The organism is Geodermatophilus sp. SYSU D01106, from assembly GCF_054049995.1.
In genome coordinates, this window is the sequence record NZ_JBJGYM010000003.1 from 260634 (window position 1) to 276931 (window position 16298).

The 16298-nt window shown below is 76.0% G+C and carries 19 protein-coding genes; 11 read left to right on the plus strand and 8 right to left on the minus strand.

The genetic code is table 11. The features are described from left to right. Positions 1-5 precede the first annotated feature (5 nt). From pssA to ACI78R_RS05120, 3 genes are read left to right on the plus strand one after another with little or no spacing between them, the layout of a single operon-like run. A complete protein-coding gene (gene pssA / locus ACI78R_RS05110) occupies positions 6-833 on the plus strand; it encodes a CDP-diacylglycerol--serine O-phosphatidyltransferase (RefSeq protein WP_073421648.1) in 828 nt (275 codons plus the stop codon). Then, on the plus strand, positions 830-1324 hold the full coding sequence (locus tag ACI78R_RS05115; protein WP_457039871.1) for an N-acetyltransferase family protein: 495 nt from the start codon (positions 830-832) through the stop codon (positions 1322-1324). The genes pssA and ACI78R_RS05115 overlap by 4 nt, the downstream gene beginning before the upstream one ends. A gap of 4 nt (positions 1325-1328) precedes the next feature. After that, positions 1329-2111 (plus strand): HAD-IIA family hydrolase, encoded by a 783-nt coding sequence (locus ACI78R_RS05120; RefSeq protein ID WP_217651295.1) that lies wholly within the window; start codon positions 1329-1331, stop codon positions 2109-2111. Positions 2112-2134: 23 nt separating this feature from the next. On the opposite strand, the gene ACI78R_RS05125 is transcribed toward ACI78R_RS05120, so the two are convergent. After that, positions 2135-2608, minus strand: a complete 474-nt coding sequence (locus ACI78R_RS05125; protein ID WP_336027671.1) for a hypothetical protein — start codon at positions 2606-2608, stop codon at positions 2135-2137. 82 nt (positions 2609-2690) lie between these two features. Here ACI78R_RS05125 and ACI78R_RS05130 point away from each other — a divergent pair, with 82 nt between their 5' ends. Both ACI78R_RS05130 and ACI78R_RS05135 read left to right on the plus strand, forming a co-directional pair. Further along, positions 2691-3713 carry a diacylglycerol/lipid kinase family protein gene (locus ACI78R_RS05130; RefSeq protein ID WP_457039872.1) on the plus strand — a complete coding sequence of 341 codons (1023 nt, stop codon included), beginning with the start codon at positions 2691-2693 and terminating at the stop codon, positions 3711-3713. Positions 3714-4147: 434 nt separating this feature from the next. Beyond that, on the plus strand, positions 4148-4396 hold the full coding sequence (locus ACI78R_RS05135; protein WP_073421644.1) for a WhiB family transcriptional regulator: 249 nt from the start codon (positions 4148-4150) through the stop codon (positions 4394-4396). 63 nt (positions 4397-4459) lie between these two features. Here the strand turns inward: ACI78R_RS05135 and ACI78R_RS05140 are convergent, their stop codons facing one another. Further along, a complete protein-coding gene (locus tag ACI78R_RS05140) occupies positions 4460-5959 on the minus strand; it encodes a sensor histidine kinase (RefSeq protein WP_336027676.1) in 1500 nt (499 codons plus the stop codon). Between the two features lie 45 nt (positions 5960-6004). Between ACI78R_RS05140 and ACI78R_RS05145 the strand changes: the two genes are divergently transcribed. After that, the gene (locus ACI78R_RS05145) at positions 6005-6535 is read left to right on the plus strand and encodes a GNAT family N-acetyltransferase (protein ID WP_073421642.1); all 531 of its coding nucleotides are present in this window, start codon (positions 6005-6007) and stop codon (positions 6533-6535) included. A 3-nt stretch (positions 6536-6538) separates the two neighbouring features. On the opposite strand, the gene ACI78R_RS05150 is transcribed toward ACI78R_RS05145, so the two are convergent. Next, positions 6539-6763, minus strand: coding sequence for a biotin/lipoyl-binding carrier protein (locus ACI78R_RS05150; RefSeq protein ID WP_073421641.1), 225 nt, complete (start codon positions 6761-6763; stop codon positions 6539-6541). 68 nt (positions 6764-6831) lie between these two features. Then, positions 6832-7881 (minus strand): biotin carboxylase N-terminal domain-containing protein, encoded by a 1050-nt coding sequence (locus tag ACI78R_RS05155; protein WP_457039873.1) that lies wholly within the window; start codon positions 7879-7881, stop codon positions 6832-6834. A 182-nt stretch (positions 7882-8063) separates the two neighbouring features. Between ACI78R_RS05155 and ACI78R_RS05160 the strand changes: the two genes are divergently transcribed. Beyond that, entirely contained in the window at positions 8064-8138 is a 75-nt protein-coding gene (locus ACI78R_RS05160; RefSeq protein ID WP_014377707.1) for a 50S ribosomal protein bL37, read from the plus strand. A 59-nt stretch (positions 8139-8197) separates the two neighbouring features. On the opposite strand, the gene rsrA is transcribed toward ACI78R_RS05160, so the two are convergent. Both rsrA and ACI78R_RS05170 read right to left on the minus strand, forming a co-directional pair. After that, on the minus strand, positions 8198-8521 hold the full coding sequence (rsrA, locus tag ACI78R_RS05165) for a mycothiol system anti-sigma-R factor (RefSeq protein ID WP_073421639.1): 324 nt from the start codon (positions 8519-8521) through the stop codon (positions 8198-8200). Next, complete coding sequence (locus tag ACI78R_RS05170) at positions 8518-9225, minus strand: sigma-70 family RNA polymerase sigma factor (protein WP_073421638.1); 708 nt, start codon at positions 9223-9225, stop codon at positions 8518-8520. Before ACI78R_RS05170 ends, rsrA begins: the two co-directional genes overlap by 4 nt. Before the next feature lie 230 nt (positions 9226-9455). Between ACI78R_RS05170 and ybaK the strand changes: the two genes are divergently transcribed. After that, entirely contained in the window at positions 9456-9932 is a 477-nt protein-coding gene (ybaK, locus tag ACI78R_RS05175; protein WP_073421637.1) for a Cys-tRNA(Pro) deacylase, read from the plus strand. Between the two features lie 82 nt (positions 9933-10014). Here ybaK and ACI78R_RS05180 read toward each other — a convergent pair whose 3' ends face one another. Beyond that, positions 10015-11496 (minus strand): fused MFS/spermidine synthase, encoded by a 1482-nt coding sequence (locus ACI78R_RS05180; protein WP_457039874.1) that lies wholly within the window; start codon positions 11494-11496, stop codon positions 10015-10017. An 83-nt stretch (positions 11497-11579) separates the two neighbouring features. After that, positions 11580-12326: an SOS response-associated peptidase gene (locus ACI78R_RS05185; protein WP_457039875.1), complete on the minus strand. Its 747-nt coding sequence runs from the start codon at positions 12324-12326 to the stop codon at positions 11580-11582. A 147-nt stretch (positions 12327-12473) separates the two neighbouring features. Here ACI78R_RS05185 and ACI78R_RS05190 point away from each other — a divergent pair, with 147 nt between their 5' ends. The 3 genes from ACI78R_RS05190 (at position 12474) to rsgA (ending at position 16292) form a co-directional block, all read left to right on the plus strand. Beyond that, positions 12474-13937 (plus strand): NAD-dependent succinate-semialdehyde dehydrogenase, encoded by a 1464-nt coding sequence (locus ACI78R_RS05190; RefSeq protein WP_457039876.1) that lies wholly within the window; start codon positions 12474-12476, stop codon positions 13935-13937. A gap of 43 nt (positions 13938-13980) precedes the next feature. Further along, positions 13981-15276, plus strand: coding sequence for a 3-phosphoshikimate 1-carboxyvinyltransferase (gene aroA, locus ACI78R_RS05195; protein WP_457039877.1), 1296 nt, complete (start codon positions 13981-13983; stop codon positions 15274-15276). Positions 15277-15419: 143 nt separating this feature from the next. Continuing rightward, positions 15420-16292, plus strand: a complete 873-nt coding sequence (gene rsgA / locus ACI78R_RS05200; RefSeq protein ID WP_454555124.1) for a ribosome small subunit-dependent GTPase A — start codon at positions 15420-15422, stop codon at positions 16290-16292. Positions 16293-16298 lie beyond the last annotated feature (6 nt).

Consider the following 16298-nt stretch of genomic DNA (forward strand, 5'->3'; position numbering starts at 1 on the left):
CCCCGGTGCCCAGTTCCGCGTCGGGGGAGGGCCGCGCGCCCACCCGGCGGCTCGCGACCGTCGAGTTCGTCCGCGGCTCGGTCCGGGGCAGCCGCCGCCGGGCCCTCGCCACGCTCCCCAGCCTGTTCACGCTCGGCAACATGATGTGCGGCTTCGCCGCGATCCTGGTCTCGATCCGCGGGCAGTTCTCCCTCGCCGCGGTGCTCATCGGCCTGTCGGTGCTCTTCGACATCGCCGACGGCGCGGTGGCCCGGCTGGTCCGCGCGGTCAGCGCCTTCGGCCTGCAGTTCGACTCGCTCGCCGACCTCGTCTCCTTCGGCCTGGCCCCGGCGCTGCTGGCCTTCACGCTGTTCTCCGAGGGCCGCGACGAGTGGGACCCGCTGGGCTGGGTCGTGTGCTTCCTGTGGGTGGCGTGCGCGGCGATCCGGCTGGCCCGCTTCAACACCACGGTCGACCCGACGGCCGACAAGCGGTACTTCACCGGCATGCCCAGCCCCGGCGCGGCCGGCGTCGTGCTGGCCTCGGTGTTCGCCTTCGGCGACCAGATGCAGGGCCGCGATCGGCTGTGGGTGCTGCTCATCGTCGCCGTCCCGGCGCTGCTGATGGTGAGCACCGTCCGGTTCCGCTCGTTCCGGTCGCTGGTGAGCCCGAAGAGCGGCCGCCCCTACGGGCTGGTCGCCGCCGCCGTCGCGCTCGTCGTCGGGTTCGCCACCGTCCCGGTGGTCACCGGCTGCGTGCTGGCCTACGGCTACCTGCTCGCGCCGGTGCTCAACCCGGTGCTGTCCCCGCTCGGCCGGCTGGTCCCGGAGCGGGTGCGGGAGGTGCTCACGTGACCGTCCGCCGCATCGAGCCCGGCGACGTCGCCGCCGTCGTCGGCCTGGTGCGGGAGCTGGCCGAGTACGAGGAGTCCGCGCACGAGGTGCGGCTCACCGAGGAGCAGCTGTCCGGCGCGCTGTTCGGCGACTCCCCCGCCCTGTTCGGCCACGTGGCCCTCGGCCCGGACGGCGCCGTCGTCGGCACGGCCCTGTGGTTCCTCAACTTCTCCACCTGGCGCGGCACGCACGGCATCTACCTCGAGGACCTGTACGTGCAGCCGCGGCACCGCGGGACGGGCCTCGGGCGGGAGCTGCTGCGTACGCTGGCGGCCACCTGCGTCGAGCGCGGCTACGACCGGCTGGAGTGGTCGGTCCTCGACTGGAACGAGCCCTCGATCGCCTTCTACCGGGCGGCGGGCGCGGTGCCGATGAACGGGTGGACGGTCTTCCGGCTCACCGACGACGCCCTGACCGGCTTCGCGGCCGATCGGCGCGGTACGGCAGGCTGAGCGCGTGACGATCGAGCGCGGGCCCGCCGAGTGCTGGCTCACCGACATGGACGGCGTCCTCGTGCACGAGGGTCAGGCGCTGCCGGGGGCGGCGGAGTTCCTCGCCCGGCTGGTGGAGCGGCGGCGCCGCTTCCTCGTCCTCACCAACAACTCGATCTTCACGCCGCGCGACCTCGCCGCCCGGCTGTCGCGGTCGGGCCTGCAGGTGCCCGAGGAGTCGATCTGGACGTCGGCCCTGGCGACGGCGGACTTCCTCGCCACCCAGCTGCCCGGCGGCTCGGCCTACGTCATCGGCGAGGCGGGCCTGACGACGGCGCTGTACGAGGCCGGCTACACCCTCACCGACACCGCGCCCGACTTCGTCGTGCTCGGCGAGACCCGCACCTACTCGTTCGAGGCGATCACCCGGGCGATCCGGCTGGTCGACGCGGGCGCCCGGTTCATCGCCACCAACCCCGACGTCACCGGCCCCTCCCCGGAGGGCCCGCTGCCCGCCACCGGGTCGGTGGCCGCGCTGATCACCGCCGCTACCGGCGCCAAGCCCTACTTCGTCGGCAAGCCCAACCCGATGATGTTCCGCAGCGCCATGAACCGCATCGAGGCGCACTCGGAGACCACCGTGATGATCGGCGACCGCATGGACACCGACGTCGTGGCCGGCATCGAGGCGGGCCTGGAGACGTTCCTCGTGCTCACCGGCTCCACGACGGCGGCCCAGGTGGCGCAGTTCCCGTTCCGGCCGAGCCGGGTGCTCGACTCGATCGCCGACGTCGTCGACCTGGTCTGACGGCCCGCGCCGGCGGTCAGCGGTCAGCGGTCGAGGAACGCCAGCCGCGCCTCGGGGGTGGCCAGCAGGTACAGCTCGGTCAGCGCCAGCACGATGAGCGGGATGCCGAGCAGCGGCTGGCCGCCGGGGAACGCGGTGCTGTAGCCGAACAGGCCGAGCAGCAGCTGCAGGACGACGACCGGGCCGCGGGACCACCCCGCCAGCCGGCGCAGCCCCGCCGCGGCGAAGGCCAGGGCGACGCCGAAGAGGGCCACGTAGACGACCTCGGCCAGGGCCCGGCCGACGCTGTCGGGGTCGCTGGTGAGGGTCAGCCAGAGGATCACCAGCGCGCCGCCGAGCAGGAGCGCGGCCTCGACGGCGGCCACCAGCGCCGCGCGCCGGACCGCCGGCGGGGCCTCGGGGGCGGGCGGCCGGGGCGGGCGCGACGAGGGCTGCGCGGCGCCGCCGAAGAGCCGCTCGGCCCGGCCGGGGCGGCGCGGGGTGTCCTCCTCCGTCACACGAGCGAGGCTACGCGTCAGCAGGAACGCACCGGCCGCGTCCGTGCCGGTCAGCGGCCCGGGTGCTGGTTAGCCTGACCACATGCGTGCGCTCGTGGTGGCCAACCCCGCGGCGACGACGACGAACGGCCGTGTCCGCGACGTGCTCGTGGGCGCGCTGGCCAGCGAGCTGAAGGTCGACCTCGCGGAGACCACCCACCGCGGGCACGCCCGCGAGCTCGGGCACCGGGCGCTGGCCGAGGGCTTCGACGTCGTCGTCGCGCTGGGCGGCGACGGCACCGTCAACGAGGTCGTGAACGGCCTGCTCACGGACGGCCCGGGCGCGCACGTGCCCACCCTCGCCGTCGTCCCCGGGGGCTCCACCAACGTGTTCTCCCGGGCGCTGGGCCGCTCCCGCGACCCGGTCGAGGCGACCGGCGAGATCCTCGACGCGCTGCGCGCGGGCCGGACGCGGCGGGTGTCGCTGGGCACCGCCAGCGCCACCGGCACGAGCACCACCCCCGCCCGCGGCGTCGACGAGCGCGTCGCCGTGGCCGCCGCCGAGGCCGGCGCGGCCGAGCACGACGGGTGGACCGAGCCGCGGTGGTTCGTCTTCGCCGCGGGCCTCGGCTTCGACGCCGACGTGATCGCCCGCGTGGAGGCGCAGCGGGCGCGCGGCCGGCGCTCGACCGGGGCGCTCTACGTCCGGGAGGCCACCCGCGCGTTCGTGCTCGGCCGCGAGCGGCGGCGCCCGGCGATGACGCTGACCCGGCCCGGGGAGCCCGACCTCGACGGGCTGTTCCTCTGCCTGGTCTCCAACGTGAGCCCGTGGACCTACCTGGGCGCCCGGCCGGTGAACCCCAGCCCGCAGGCCTCCTTCGAGACCGGGCTGGACGTGTTCGCGATGGGCCGGATGGGCGTCCTGCGGATGCTGCACCACTCCCGCCAGGTGCTGGCCCGCCGTCCCGACGCGCGCGGCCGCGGCGTGCACCGCCTGCACGACCTCGACGGGGTCACCCTCACCGCGTCCCGGCCGCAGGGCTGGCAGCTCGACGGCGACCACCTGGGCACCGCGACCGGCCTGCGCGTGCGCTCGGTGCCCGCGGCGCTGTCCGTCGTCGCCTGATCCCCGCGCCGGGCGTCCGGGCTCGCTGCCCGGCCCGGCCGCCGCCCTGTCCGACCTCGCGTCGCGGTGCCCGACCTCGCCCCGCAGCGCGAGGTCGGGCACCGTGCGGCGAGGTCCGCGCGGACGGGCGGCGGAGAGGCGGCGGGCGTCCCTCACGCACGTCGCGGAGCGCCTGTCAACGACCCCGGCACTGCCGAGTGGCGGCCCTAGCACGCCCGTGGTGAGGTTGCTCACGCGGGGTCGACCCGAGACCCTCACGCGCTTGACACGCGGTCCTCAGGTGAAAACATCGCGAGAGGAAAGCAACCTGCCGGTAACAAACGGCAGGCGGTCGCTGGAACGAGGCGCTGGGCAACCGGTGTCGCGCCCGCGCGAGCGGCCCGTGGTCAGCGATCCGCACGCACAACGTAGTCGACACCGAGGAGTGCACCGACATGGACTGGCGCCACCGCGCCCTCTGCCGGGACGAGGACCCGGAGCTGTTCTTCCCCATCGGGACGACCGGCCCCGCCCTCGTGCAAGTCGAGCAGGCGAAGGCCGTGTGCCGTCGCTGCTCCGTCGTGGAGTCCTGCCTCGACTGGGCCCTGCGATCCGGCCAGGACTCGGGCGTGTGGGGCGGGCTCTCCGAGGACGAGCGGCGCGCGCTCAAGCGCCGCCAGTCCCGGACCCGCGTCCGCGCCTGACACACCCGCACCACCACGCCGCGAGGCCGGTTCCCCACCCGGGGGACCGGCCTCGCGGCCGTTTCAGCGGCGGTCGCGGCCGGCGTTGGGGAGCTCGAGCACGACCTCGGTGCCCGGACGGCCGGGCCCCGGCGGGTCGGCCGGGGTGGTGGCGTGCAGCGCGCCGCCGAGCTCGCTGGTGACCAGCGTCCGCACGATCTGCAGGCCGAGCCCCTCGCTGTGCGCCGGGTCGAACCCCTCGGGCAGCCCCTGGCCGTCGTCGCGCACCCGCACGACCAGGTCGTCGCCGTCGCGCTCGGCCACCAGCTCGATCGAGCCGGGCGGGCCGTCGGCGGGGAACGCGTGCTCGGCGGCGTTCTGCAGCAGCTCGGTCACCGCCATGACCAGCGGCGTCGCCGTCGCCGCCGGCAGCTCGCCGAAGCGCCCCACCCGCCGGGTGCGCGCCGCCGGGCCGATCGAGGTGAGGTCGCCGAGCATCGGCAGCACCTGGTCGATGACGTCGTCGACGTCGACGACGTCCTCCCGGCTGCCGGCCAGCGTCTCGTGCACGACGGCGATCGAGGCCACCCGGCGCACCGACTCCTCCAGCGCCGCGCGCGCCGCCGGCTCGGTCATCCGGCGCGCCTGCAGCCGCAGCAGCGCGGCGACCGTCTGCAGGTTGTTCTTCACGCGGTGGTGGATCTCGCGGATCGTCGCGTCCTTGGTGAGCAGCGCCCGGTCGCGGCTGCGCAGGTCGGTCACGTCGCGCACCAGGACCAGCGCGCCTTCCTCCGCGCCCGGCGCCTGCAGCGGCAGCGCCCGCACCAGCAGCACCGCCGAGGCGCCCTCGACGTCGGTGGGGTCGGGGAACCGCCCCGCCACGGCCGCGGTGATCCCCGCCGCGGCGGCCTCGCCGGCCACCCGGTCCCAGGCCGCCGAGCGCGTCAGCCTCGCCAGGTCCGCCCCGACGAGGTCGCCGGTCACCCCGAGCCGCCGGTAGGCCGACAGGGCGTTGGGGCTGGCGTAGACGGCCCGCCCGGACGCGTCCAGGCGCACCAGCCCGTCGCCCACCCGCGGGCTCATCTCGGCGTCGAGCAGCTTCTCCGGCGGGAAGGTGCCCGCCGAGACCATGAGGCAGAGGTCGGCGGCGATGTCGAGGTAGGTGAGCTCCAGCGTCGACGGCGACCGGGTGACGGCCAGGTTGGTGTCCTTCGCCAGCACCGCGACGACGACGCCGTCGTGCCGCACGGGGATGATCTCCCGCCGACGGGGCGCGGTGCCCGACCAGTCGACGTCGCCCTCGGTCACCGGGCGGCCCTCGCGGTGCGCCAGCCGGAACGCGTCGGCGCCGGGGCCGTCGACCTCGCTGCCCACCAGGTCCTCGGGCTGGCTGGTCGGCGCGGTGAGCGGCCGCACCTGCGCCACGCACCACCACGCGCCGGTGCGCAGGGGCACCCACAGCGTGAGGTCGGCGAAGGCCAGGTCGGCCAGCAGCTGCCAGTCGGCCACCAGGCGCCGGGCGTGGTCGACCTGAGAGGGGGCGGTCGCCGAGCCGCGGTGCAGGCGTTCGGAGAGGGTGCTCATGGTGCCCCCGAGCGTAGGTGGGGCCGCTGCCTAGGCTCGGCGGACGTGGCGCTCCCCTCCCCGCTCCCCTCCCCGGTCCCCTCCGCCGTCCCGTCGCCCGTGCGGGTCGAGGACGCCGTCCCCGCCGACTGGCCGCGCATCGCGGAGCTCACCGCCGGCGTCTACCGCGACGAGCGCCTCGCCTCCGACGAGTACCAGGCGGAGCTGGCCGACGTCGCCGGGCGGGCGGGCCGCTCGCAGCTGCTCGTGGCCCGCGACGGCGGGGTCGTGGTGGGCGCGGTGGCCCTCGTGCTGGAGGGCGACTTCGGCGAGGTCACCGGCTCCGACGACGAGGCGGCGTTCCGCATGCTCGTCGTCGACCCCGCGGCCCGCGGGCGCGGTGTCGGCGAGGCGCTGGTGCGCACCTGCCTCGACCGGGCACGGGCCGCCGGCAAGCGGCTCATGGTCCTCTCGACCGACCCGCGGATGACCGCCGCGCACCGCATCTACGGCCGGCTGGGCTTCACCCGGCTGCCGGAGCGCGACTGGAGCCCGCGCCCGGGCATCGACCTGCTGGTGTACGCGCTGGAGCTGTGAGCCTCAGGCGTCGCCGACGGTGGCGATGAGGTCGCCCTCCTGCAGCACCTCGCCCTCGACGACGTGCAGCTCCTGCACGACGCCGGCGCGCTCGGTGAGCACGGGGATCTCCATCTTCATCGACTCGAGGATCACCAGCGTGTCCCCCGCCGCGACCTCGGTCCCCGGTGCGACGAGGACCTTCCAGACGCTGGAGACCATCTCGGCGTGGATCTCCTCGACCGCCACGCGGCACCCCCTCGGCTCGGAGACCCCATCCAACCAGGCCGGGTCCCCGGCGGCGGCGGGAGCGGCCCTCAGGCGCCCGGCGCCGGGTCGCCCGCGGCCAGCCGGTCGAGGACCGCGCACACCTCGGCGCCGTCGTGCGGGACGCCGGCGTCGGGCAGGTCCGACAGGGCCGCACCGGCGGCGCGGGCCGCGGTGGCGGTGTCGGCCGCGCCGGCGCTGATGGTCGTCAGCAGCGCGTCGTACCAGGGGTCGAGGCGGTCGCCGGGGTCGTAGCCGCTGACCGCGACCACCTCGGTCTCGCCCGCGGCGCCGCGCAGCCGCCCGGAGGCGGGCAGCCGGCCGGTGACCCGGCCCGCGCGCCCCGGCGCCAGCGTGGAGCGCAGCTGCACGGCGACGGCGGCCCGCGGCGGGTGCTCCTCGGCCGTGCGGCGGCGCGGCGCCCGGCGGCCCGCGGCGGTGGCCAGCGCCAGGTCGACGGCGTCGACGCGGTGCGCGCGCTCCAGGACGGCCATGTCGAGGGAGAACCCGGCCGCGACCTCGCCGAGCTCGCCGTCCTCGGAGACACCCACGGTGACCAGCCCCCGCCAGCCGACGTCGACCAGCCGCTTCGCGCCCAGCGGCACCTCGCCAGCCGGGTCGGGCGTCCAGGACACGCGGGCGATGCCGGCGGCGCGGTCGCGGGCGACCGCCGTCGGGTAGCGGAGGCCCTCCTCGGTGACCAGCGCCAGCAGGCCGTGCTCGCTGGCGGGCTCCACGCCGTCGCCGCCGAGCCGCTCGAGCACCTCGGCCGGCGGCCCGACCCAGGTCAGCCCCGCGGCGGCGACCTCGGCGGCCAGCGACGCGTTGCCGGCCAGCGCCGGCGGCACGGGCAGCACCGCGCCCGCGCCGCTGCGGCGGGCGGCCTCGACCACCCGGTCGACGGCGAGGTAGGACTCCGCCGCGGGCGCGGGGCCCAGCAGCACGGCGTCGTCGGCCAGGCGGACGTGCCGGGCGCTGCGCTCGGCCTCGGAGTAGACGGCCACCGCCTTGACCCCGAGCCGGGAGCAGGCCGCGATCACCGCACAGGCCGCGGGGCCCCGCCCCGCCACGAGCACGCTCTCGATCCCGTGCTGCGCCACGCTCCGGTCCTCCCCGTCCCGAGCCGGGTCCCCGTCGTCCCGGCTGCCCTCATCGTGCCCCCCGCCCCCGACACCCGCCGCACCGGCCGGGGCGCTCTCCCCCGCCTGTGGGACCCTGGAGGCAGACCCGGCGGTCGCCTCCCGGCGCACCGCGACCCGACGACGGAGGAAGGAGGGCAGCGATGTCCAAGCGCGGACGCAAGCGTCGCTCCCGCAAGGGGAACAAGGCCAACCACGGCAAGCGCCCCAACGCCTGAGCGCGAACGCAGCAGCGCCCCGCACCGGAGTCCGGTGCGGGGCGCTGTCGCGCGTGGGGTCAGTCCTCGAGGTCGACCCGGACCACCTCGGTGCTCACCTGCTCGACGCTGACGTGCGTGCCGTCCTCGTCGAAGGAGACCGTGGTCAGCTGCAGCTTGATCCGGTCGCGCAGGCCCAGCGGCGTGGGGTCGCCCCCGCAGCGGCGGCGGACCAGCGCCTTGAACTCCTGCTCGATGCCGAACTGCCGCAGGCACGGCGAGCAGTCCTCGAGGTGCTCGGCGATGACGGCCCGGCGGGCGTCGTCGGTCTCGTGGTCGAGGAACTCGAAGACGTGCGAGAGGACGTCGTCGCAGGAGGTGGCGTGCTCGTGGTCGGTGGTCACGACCGGCCCTCCTCGGCGGCACCGGCGCGGACGAAGCCGCGCTCGCGGGCGTAATCGGCCAGGAGCTTCTGCAGGCCCCGCCGGCCGCGGTGCAGCCGGGACATCACCGTGCCGATGGGCGTGCCCATGATCTCGGCGATCTCCTTGTAGGCGAAGCCCTCGACGTCGGCGAGGTACACCGCCAGGCGGAAGTCCTCCGGCAGCTGCTGCAGGGCCTCCTTGATGTCCGAGTCCGGCAGGTGGTCCAGCGCCTCGATCTCGGCCGACCGCAGCCCGCTGGAGCTGTGCTCCTCGGCGGCGTACAGCTGCCAGTCCTGCACCTGGTCGGTGGGGTACTGCTGCGGCTGACGCTGCTTCTTGCGGTAGCTGTTGATGTAGGTGTTGGTCAGGATCCGGTACAGCCAGGCCTTGAGGTTCGTGCCCTCGGCGAACTGGTGGAACGCGGAGTAGGCCTTGACGAAGGTCTCCTGGACCAGGTCCTCGGCGTCGGCGGGGTTGCGGGTCATCCGCAGCGCCGCCGGGTAGAGCTGGTCGAGGTAGGGCAGCGCGTCGCGCTCGAAGCGGGCGTCGCGCTCGGCTCGGGTCTCGGCGACCTCGGTGCGGCTGCCGCCCTCGCGGGCCTCCGGCACCTCCACCGGCGCCCCCGGGACCTGCGTCTCGACGGGCTCGACGGCGGGGTTCCCGCCCGCGGACTCCTCAGGCACCGACCGTCCTCTCTGCGGCGCCCGGGTGCGGGCGACCACGTCAGACGATCCTAGTCGCGCGGCGTCGGGCCGGCCCGGGGGCCGCCGGCGCGAGGCCCGCGTGCGGGCGAGGGAGACGGTGCTGCTCACGGTCGCTGCAACGGTCCCCCCGGGGGCGTCATTCCCCGCCGGGCTCCCCACCTGCGGAACCCGGCGGCGCCGCGGGGAGGCGCTGGCTACGCTGCCCGGCCGTGGCGGCGACCCCCGCGGTGCGGGCTCTGGAGAAGGCCGGCGTGGCGCACACGCTGCACCCCTACGACCCGGAGCACCCCTCCGACCAGGGGCACGGCGAGGCCGCGGTGGCCGCGCTGGGCGCCGATCCGCGCCAGGTGTTCAAGACGCTGGTCACCCGCGTCGACGGCGTCCTGACCGTCGCCGTCGTCCCGGTGGCCGGCACCCTCGACCTCAAGGCGCTCGCCACCGCGGCCGGCGGGCGGAAGGCCGCGATGGCCGACCCCGCCGACGCCGAGCGGACCACCGGCTACGTGCTGGGCGGGATCAGCCCGCTCGGCCAGCGCAAGGCGCTGCCGACGGTGGTCGACGACTCGGCGCTGGGGTTCGCGACGGTCATGGTGAGCGCCGGCCGCCGCGGCCTGCAGGTGGAGCTGCCGCCGGCCGAGCTGGTGCGCCTCACCCGTGCCCGCACCGCCCCGATCGGCCGCTGCTGAAGGACCTCCCTGCCCCCCACCACTCGCACGCTCGCGGCGGGCCCCTGCAGGGAGGCCGCGTGGACCGGAAGAGTCCTCCTGGTCAGGCGTCCGGGGCGCCGTAGGGGGTGAGCAGCTGGTCGACCGGCGCGGCGTCGTCGGTGAGCACCCGGGCGTCGCCGGCGAAGGCGGCCACCTCGTCGGCCGAGGCCACCTGCCACGTGGAGTCCTGGGCCAGCAGGGCCTCGGCCAGCGCCACCTCGTCGAGCGGCCGGTGCGAGGCGACGGCGACCAGGTTGCCGCCGTCCTCCCCCGCGAGCACCGGCGCCCGGGCCAGCAGCAGCACGTGCGGCCAGACCTCGCGCATGGTCGCCAGCTCCGCGCGGACGAACGACAGCGGCGGGTGGTCGATGAGGTTGGCGACGTAGACGCCGTCGTCGGTGAGCGCGCGGTCGACCAGCCCGAGCGCCTCCACGGTGGTCAGCTGCCACGGGACCGACAGCCCGCCGAACGCGTCGCCGACGACGAGGTCGCGGGTGCCGGCGTCCTCGTCGGCCAGCCCCACCCGCGCGTCGCCGACCCGCACCTCGAGCTCCGCGGACTCCTCGAGCCCGAGCCGCTCGCGGTCGATCTCGACGACGCCGGGGTCGACCTCCAGCACCCGGCTCGTGGTGCCCGGCCGCACCTCGGCGAGGTAGCGCGGCACCGTGGCCCCGCCGCCGCCGAGGTGCAGCGCCGACAGCGACTGCCCGGCCGGGGCGAGGACGTCGGTGACCGCGGCGATCGCGCGGACGTACTCGAACTCCAGGTACGTCGGGTCGGCGAGGTCGACGTAGCTGTGCCGCAGCGTGTCGAGCACCAGCACCCGGCCGGTCTCGCGCTCGGGGTCGGCCACCACGCGGGCGCAGTGGTAGGCGGTCTCCTCCTCGCACGGCGTGGGCGCGACCGCGGCCAGCAGCGACCCGGCCACCGCGAGCAGCAGGAGCGCGGCCGGCAGCCGCCCGGCGCCGGCGGGGGCCGAGCGGCGCAGCAGCACGAACACCGCGATCCCGGCGAGCACGGTGACCAGCCCGGTGCCCACGAGGATGCCGCTGCTCGGGAACACCGCGACCAGCACGAACCCGGTGGCGAAGGTGGCCGCGATCCCGCCGAGCGTGCCGATGCCCGACAGCTTCCCGACCACCGCGCCGGTCTCGTCGAGCGAGGCCAGCTGCAGCTTGACCACCATCGGCGGCACCGCCGACAGCAGCGCGGCGGGCACCACCACGGCCACGGCGGCCAGCAGCAGCACGCTCCCGGCGTCGGCCCCGGTGAGGAACGACCCGGCGAAGCGGACCAGCGGCAGGACGGCGACCACCAGCGCGCCGCCGGCCACCAGCAGCGGCGCGATGAGCTGCCGCGGGTCGCGCCGGTCGGCGGTGGCGCCGCCGGCCCACGCGCCGATCGCGATGGCGGCCAGCGCGAAGCCGATGACGGCGGTGTTGGTCTGCAGCGTGATGCCGACGTAGGGCGCGATCAGCCGCAGCCCGACGATCTCGAGCACCAGCACCGCCCCGGAGGACAGGAAGGTGACCCCGGCGGCCACCCACCCGGGCAGCGCGGCGCCGGCCGGAGCGGGCGGGTCGGTCGACGGGACGGCGGGCGCGCGCTCGCTCAGGGCAGGTCTCCTCAGAAGAGCGCCGGCTGGTCGGCGGGGACGCTGGTGCCCTCCACCCGGGTCAGCAGCTCGGCGCCGTTGTTGCGGACGTTGTTCACCGCGGTGCCGACGGGGCGCAGCTCCAGCGCCTCGACGACCTCCGGCGGGGTCGGCTCGGTGAGCGCCTCGACGTCGTCGCGGGACGGGTCGAGCCAGTCGGCCCAGCGCTCGCGGGGCAGCACCAGCGGCATCCGGTCGTGGATGTCGGTGAGCGCCCCCACGGCCGGGGCGGTGACCACGGTGCAGGTGTAGAGGCGGTCCTCGCCCTTCCCCCACACCTCGTACAGCCCGGCCATCGCCAGCGTCGACCCGTCGGCCGGGTGGATGAAGAAGGGCTGCTTGCCCGGGGAGTCGAGCCGCTTCTGCCACTCGTACCAGCCGTCGGCCGGCACCAGGCAGCGGCGCGAGCGCGCGGCCGAGCGGAAGGCCGGCTTCTCGGTGAGCGACTCGACGCGGGCGTTGAGCAGCCGGTTGCCGATCGAGGCGTCCTTGGCCCACGAGGGCACCAGGCCCCAGCGCACCGCCCGCAGCTCGCGGTGCCCGGCGCCGGTGGGGCTGCCCTCGGCGTCGCGCTCCCGCTTGGTGCGGACGACGTACACGTCCTTGGTGGGCGCGACGTTGAAGTCGGCCCGCAGTGGCTCCTGCCCCTCGGCGGGGACCGCCTCGAACTCGACCACGAGGTCCTCGGGACGGCGGCTGGCGGCGTAGCGACCACACACGGCTGGTCCTCCCGGCGGCTGTCGGGCCCGGACGGCGGGCCCGTCCCTCCCGACTCTAGGTGGGGGGACCGACGGCGCGACTGCCCCGGGCGGCCGCGGGTAGGCCGGGGGTGGAGTCGACGCCGACGAGAGACGAGGATCACCCAGGTGACCGCCACCCAGAACCCCACGCACGAGCAGCCGAAGACCGCGAGCGAGTCCGCCGAGCGGCGCTACGCGACGGTCAACCCCTTCACCGGTCAGGTCGAGAAGGAGTTCGACTTCACGCCGACCGAGGCCATCGACGGGATCGTCGGGAAGGCGCACGCCGCCTACCAGGAGTGGCGGGAGCGGCCGGTGGAGGACCGCGCCGCCGTGGTCCGCCGCGCCGCCGAGCTGATGGACGAGCGGCGCGAGGAGCTCGCGTCCCTCATCACCACCGAGATGGGCAAGCGCCGCGACGAGGCGACCGGCGAGCTCTACCTGTGCTCGATGATCCTCAAGTACTACGCCGACAACGGCCCCGGCTTCCTCGAGCCCACGTCGATCACGCCGCTCATGGGCAAGGGCGAGGCGGTCGTGGAGACCCGGCCGGTCGGCGCCCTGCTGGCCATCGAGCCCTGGAACTACCCCTTCTACCAGGTGGTCCGCGTGGCCGGCCCCAACCTGGTGCTGGGCAACACCGTCATCCTCAAGCACGCCGAGATCACCCCGCAGTGCGCGGTGGCCATCGAGCAGCTGTTCACCGACGCCGGCGCGCCCGAGGGCGTCTTCACCAACACGTTCCTGCGCATCGAGGACGTCGAGCAGGTCATCGCCGACCCCCGCATCCAGGGCGTCACGCTCACCGGCAGCGAGCGGGCCGGCAGCGCGGTGGGCGCCCTCGCCGGCAAGCACCTCAAGAAGTCGGTGCTCGAGCTCGGCGGCAGCGACCCGTTCATCGTGCTCGACGCCGAGGACATGGCCGCCACGGTGAAGGCCGCGACCATGGGCCGGATGCAGAACACCGGCCAGGCCTGCACCGCCTCCAAGCGGCTGATCGTCACCGAGGAGAACTACGAGCCCTTCGTCGAGGGCCTGCGGCAGGCGTTCGGCACCTTCGCCCCCGGCGACCCGGCGGACAAGGCGACGTCGCTGGCCCCGCTGTCGAGCGAGCGCGCCGCGAAGGACCTGCACGCCCAGATCCAGGACGCCATCGACAAGGGCGCCACGGTCGTCGCCGGCGGCGGGCGCCCCGACCACCCGGGCGCCTTCGTGGAGCCGACGATCCTCACCGACGTCACGCCGGAGATGCGCGCCTACCGCGAGGAGCTGTTCGGCCCGGCCGCCGTCGTCTACAAGGTGAAGGACGCCGACGAGGCGGTCGCGCTGGCCAACGACAGCGACTTCGGCCTCGGCGCCACCGTCATGAGCAGCGACGTCGACCGCGCCCGCGCGGTGGCCGAGCGGCTCGAGGCCGGCATGGTGTGGATCAACCAGCCCACCGGCTCCTCCCCCGAGCTGCCCTTCGGCGGGATCAAGCGGTCGGGTTACGGCCGTGAGCTCTCGGAGCTGGCGATGTTCGAGTTCGCCAACCGGCGGCTGGTCCGCACGGTGCCGGTGAAGAAGGCCGACCGCCCGGTCGGCGGCTGAGCGTGCGCGGAGCGGCGTCGGCCGGGCCAGGCAGGATGGACCCGTGAGCCAGGTCTGGTCGACGCCGCACCGCAGCACCCCGGTCGACGCCGTGGTGGCGCTGCCCGGCTCGAAGTCGATCACCGCGCGGGCCCTGGTGCTCGCCGCGCTGGCCGACGGCCCGAGCCGGGTGGTGCGCCCGCTGCGCGCCCGCGACACCGACCTCATGGCCGCCGGGCTGCGGGCCCTCGGCGCGCGGGTCGACGAGGACGGCGCCGACTGGCTCGTCACCCCCGGCCCGCTGCGCGGCCCCGCCGAGGTCGACGCCGGGCTGGCCGGCACCGTGCTGCGCTTCCTGCCGCCGGTGGCCGCCCTCGCCGACGGCCCGGTGCGGCTCGACGGCGACCCGCGGCTGCGCGAGCGCCCGAACGCCGGGCTGATCGCCGCGCTGCGCGCCCTCGGCGTGGCGGTCGACGACGGCGGCCGCGGCCGGGCGCCGTTCACCGTGCACGGCACCGGCGGGGTCCGCGGCGGCGCGGTGACCGTCGACGCGAGCGAGTCGTCGCAGATCGTCTCCGGCCTGCTGCTGGCCGCCGCCCGCTTCGCCGACGGGATCGACCTGGCGCTGGCCGGCGGGGTGCCGTCGATGCCCCACGTGGAGATGACCGTGGCCGCGCTGCGCGAACACGGCGTCGACGTCGCGGCCACCGACCGCGGCTGGCGCGTGGCGCCCGGGCGCCTGGCCCCGCTGGACCGCGTCGTCGAGCCCGACCTGTCCAACGCCGCGCCGTTCCTCGCCGCCGCGCTGGTCACCGGCGGCCGGGTCACCGTGCCCGACTGGCCGGCGGCCACCACCCAGCCCGGCGCGCAGCTCGACGCGCTGCTGTCGCGGATGGGCGCCGAGGTGGAGCGCACGCCCGAGGGGCTGCGGGTCACCGGCACCGGCCGGATCGCGCCGCTGGTGGCCGACCTCGGCGACGTCGGTGAGCTGACCCCGGTGCTCGCCGCGCTGTGCGCGCTGGCCGACGGGACCTCCCGGCTCACCGGCATCGAGCACCTGCGCGGCCACGAGACCGACCGGCTGCAAGCCCTCGACGAGGTGCTCACCGCCGTCGGCGCGCGGGTCGAGCAGCTGCCCGACGGCCTGGTGGTCACCCCCGGCCCGGGCCGCGCCGCGCTCGTCGACTCCTACGCCGACCACCGCATGGTGCACGCCGCCGCCGTCCTCGGCCTCGCGGTCGACGGCGTGCGGGTGTCCGGGCCCGAGGCGGTCACCAAGACGCTGCCGGACTTCCGGGAGCGCTGGGCGGCGATGCTCGGCGCCGACGTGTCCGGGGCTCCCGCCGGGGTGGGCACCTGAGCCCCCGCAGGCTCGACAGCCGGTCGGACGAGGACGACGTCCGGACGCGGCCGAGCCGGCGTGGCTCGCGGCCGCGCACCCGCACCCGCCCGGCGCACGGCGACGCCGTCCCGGGGCTCGTCGTCGCCGTCGACCGCGGCCGGATGACCGTCCGCGTCGAGGGCCCGGACGGCGCCCCCGTCGAGGTCACCGCGATGCGCGCCCGCGAGCTCGGGCGGCACGGCGTCGTCGTCGGCGACCGGGTGCGGCTCGTCGGCGACACCACCGGCCGCCCGGACACCCTGGCCCGGATCGTCGTCATCGAGGAGCGGGCGACCTCGCTGCGGCGCACCGCCGACGACACCGACCCCACCGAGCGGGTCGTGGTGGCCAACGCCGAGCTGCTCGTCGTCGTCACCTCGGTGACCGACCCCGAGCCCGCGCTGGGCTTCCTCGACCGGTGCCTGGTGGCCGCCTTCGCCGGCGGCCTGCAGCCGCTGTTCTGCCTGACCAAGACCGACCTGGCCAGCGCGCAGCCGCTGCTGGACCGCTACGCCGGGCTCGACGTGGACGCGGTGCCGATGTCGCGCGAGGCGCCGCTGGAGCCGCTGCTCGACCGGATCGGCGGACGCACCAGCGTCTTCGTCGGGCAGTCGGGCGTGGGCAAGTCGACGCTGGTCAACCGGCTGGTGCCCGACGCCTTCCGGGCCACCGGCGACGTCAGCAAGATCGGCAAGGGGCGGCACACCTCGTCGTCGGCGGTGCTGTTCGACCTGCCCGGCGGGGGCACGGTCATCGACACCCCGGGCATCCGGTCGCTGGGGCTGGCGCACGTCACCGCCGACGACGTCGTCGCCGCCTTCGACGACCTGGCCGAGGCCGCGGTCGACTGCCCGCCCGGGTGCGGGCACTCGTCCGACGACCCCGACTGCGCGCTGGACGCCTGGGCCGCGGCCGGCCCGGACAACCGGGAGGAGCGGCTGGCCAGCGTGCGACGGCTGCTCGGCGCCGTCGGCCAGGTCGGCCCGGGGTACTAGGAGGCC

Excerpts from the sequence above, each read along its gene's own strand:
- ACI78R_RS05130 (WP_457039872.1), top strand. The coding sequence starts at position 2,691 with ATGCGTGCGCTCGTGGTGGCCAACCCCGCGGCGACGACGACGAACGGC.
- ACI78R_RS05135 (WP_073421644.1), top strand. The coding sequence starts at position 4,148 with ATGGACTGGCGCCACCGCGCCCTCTGCCGGGACGAGGACCCGGAGCTG.
- ACI78R_RS05140 (WP_336027676.1), bottom strand. The coding sequence starts at position 5,959 with ATGAGCACCCTCTCCGAACGCCTGCACCGCGGCTCGGCGACCGCCCCC.
- rsgA (WP_454555124.1), top strand. The coding sequence starts at position 15,420 with ATGACCGTCCGCGTCGAGGGCCCGGACGGCGCCCCCGTCGAGGTCACC.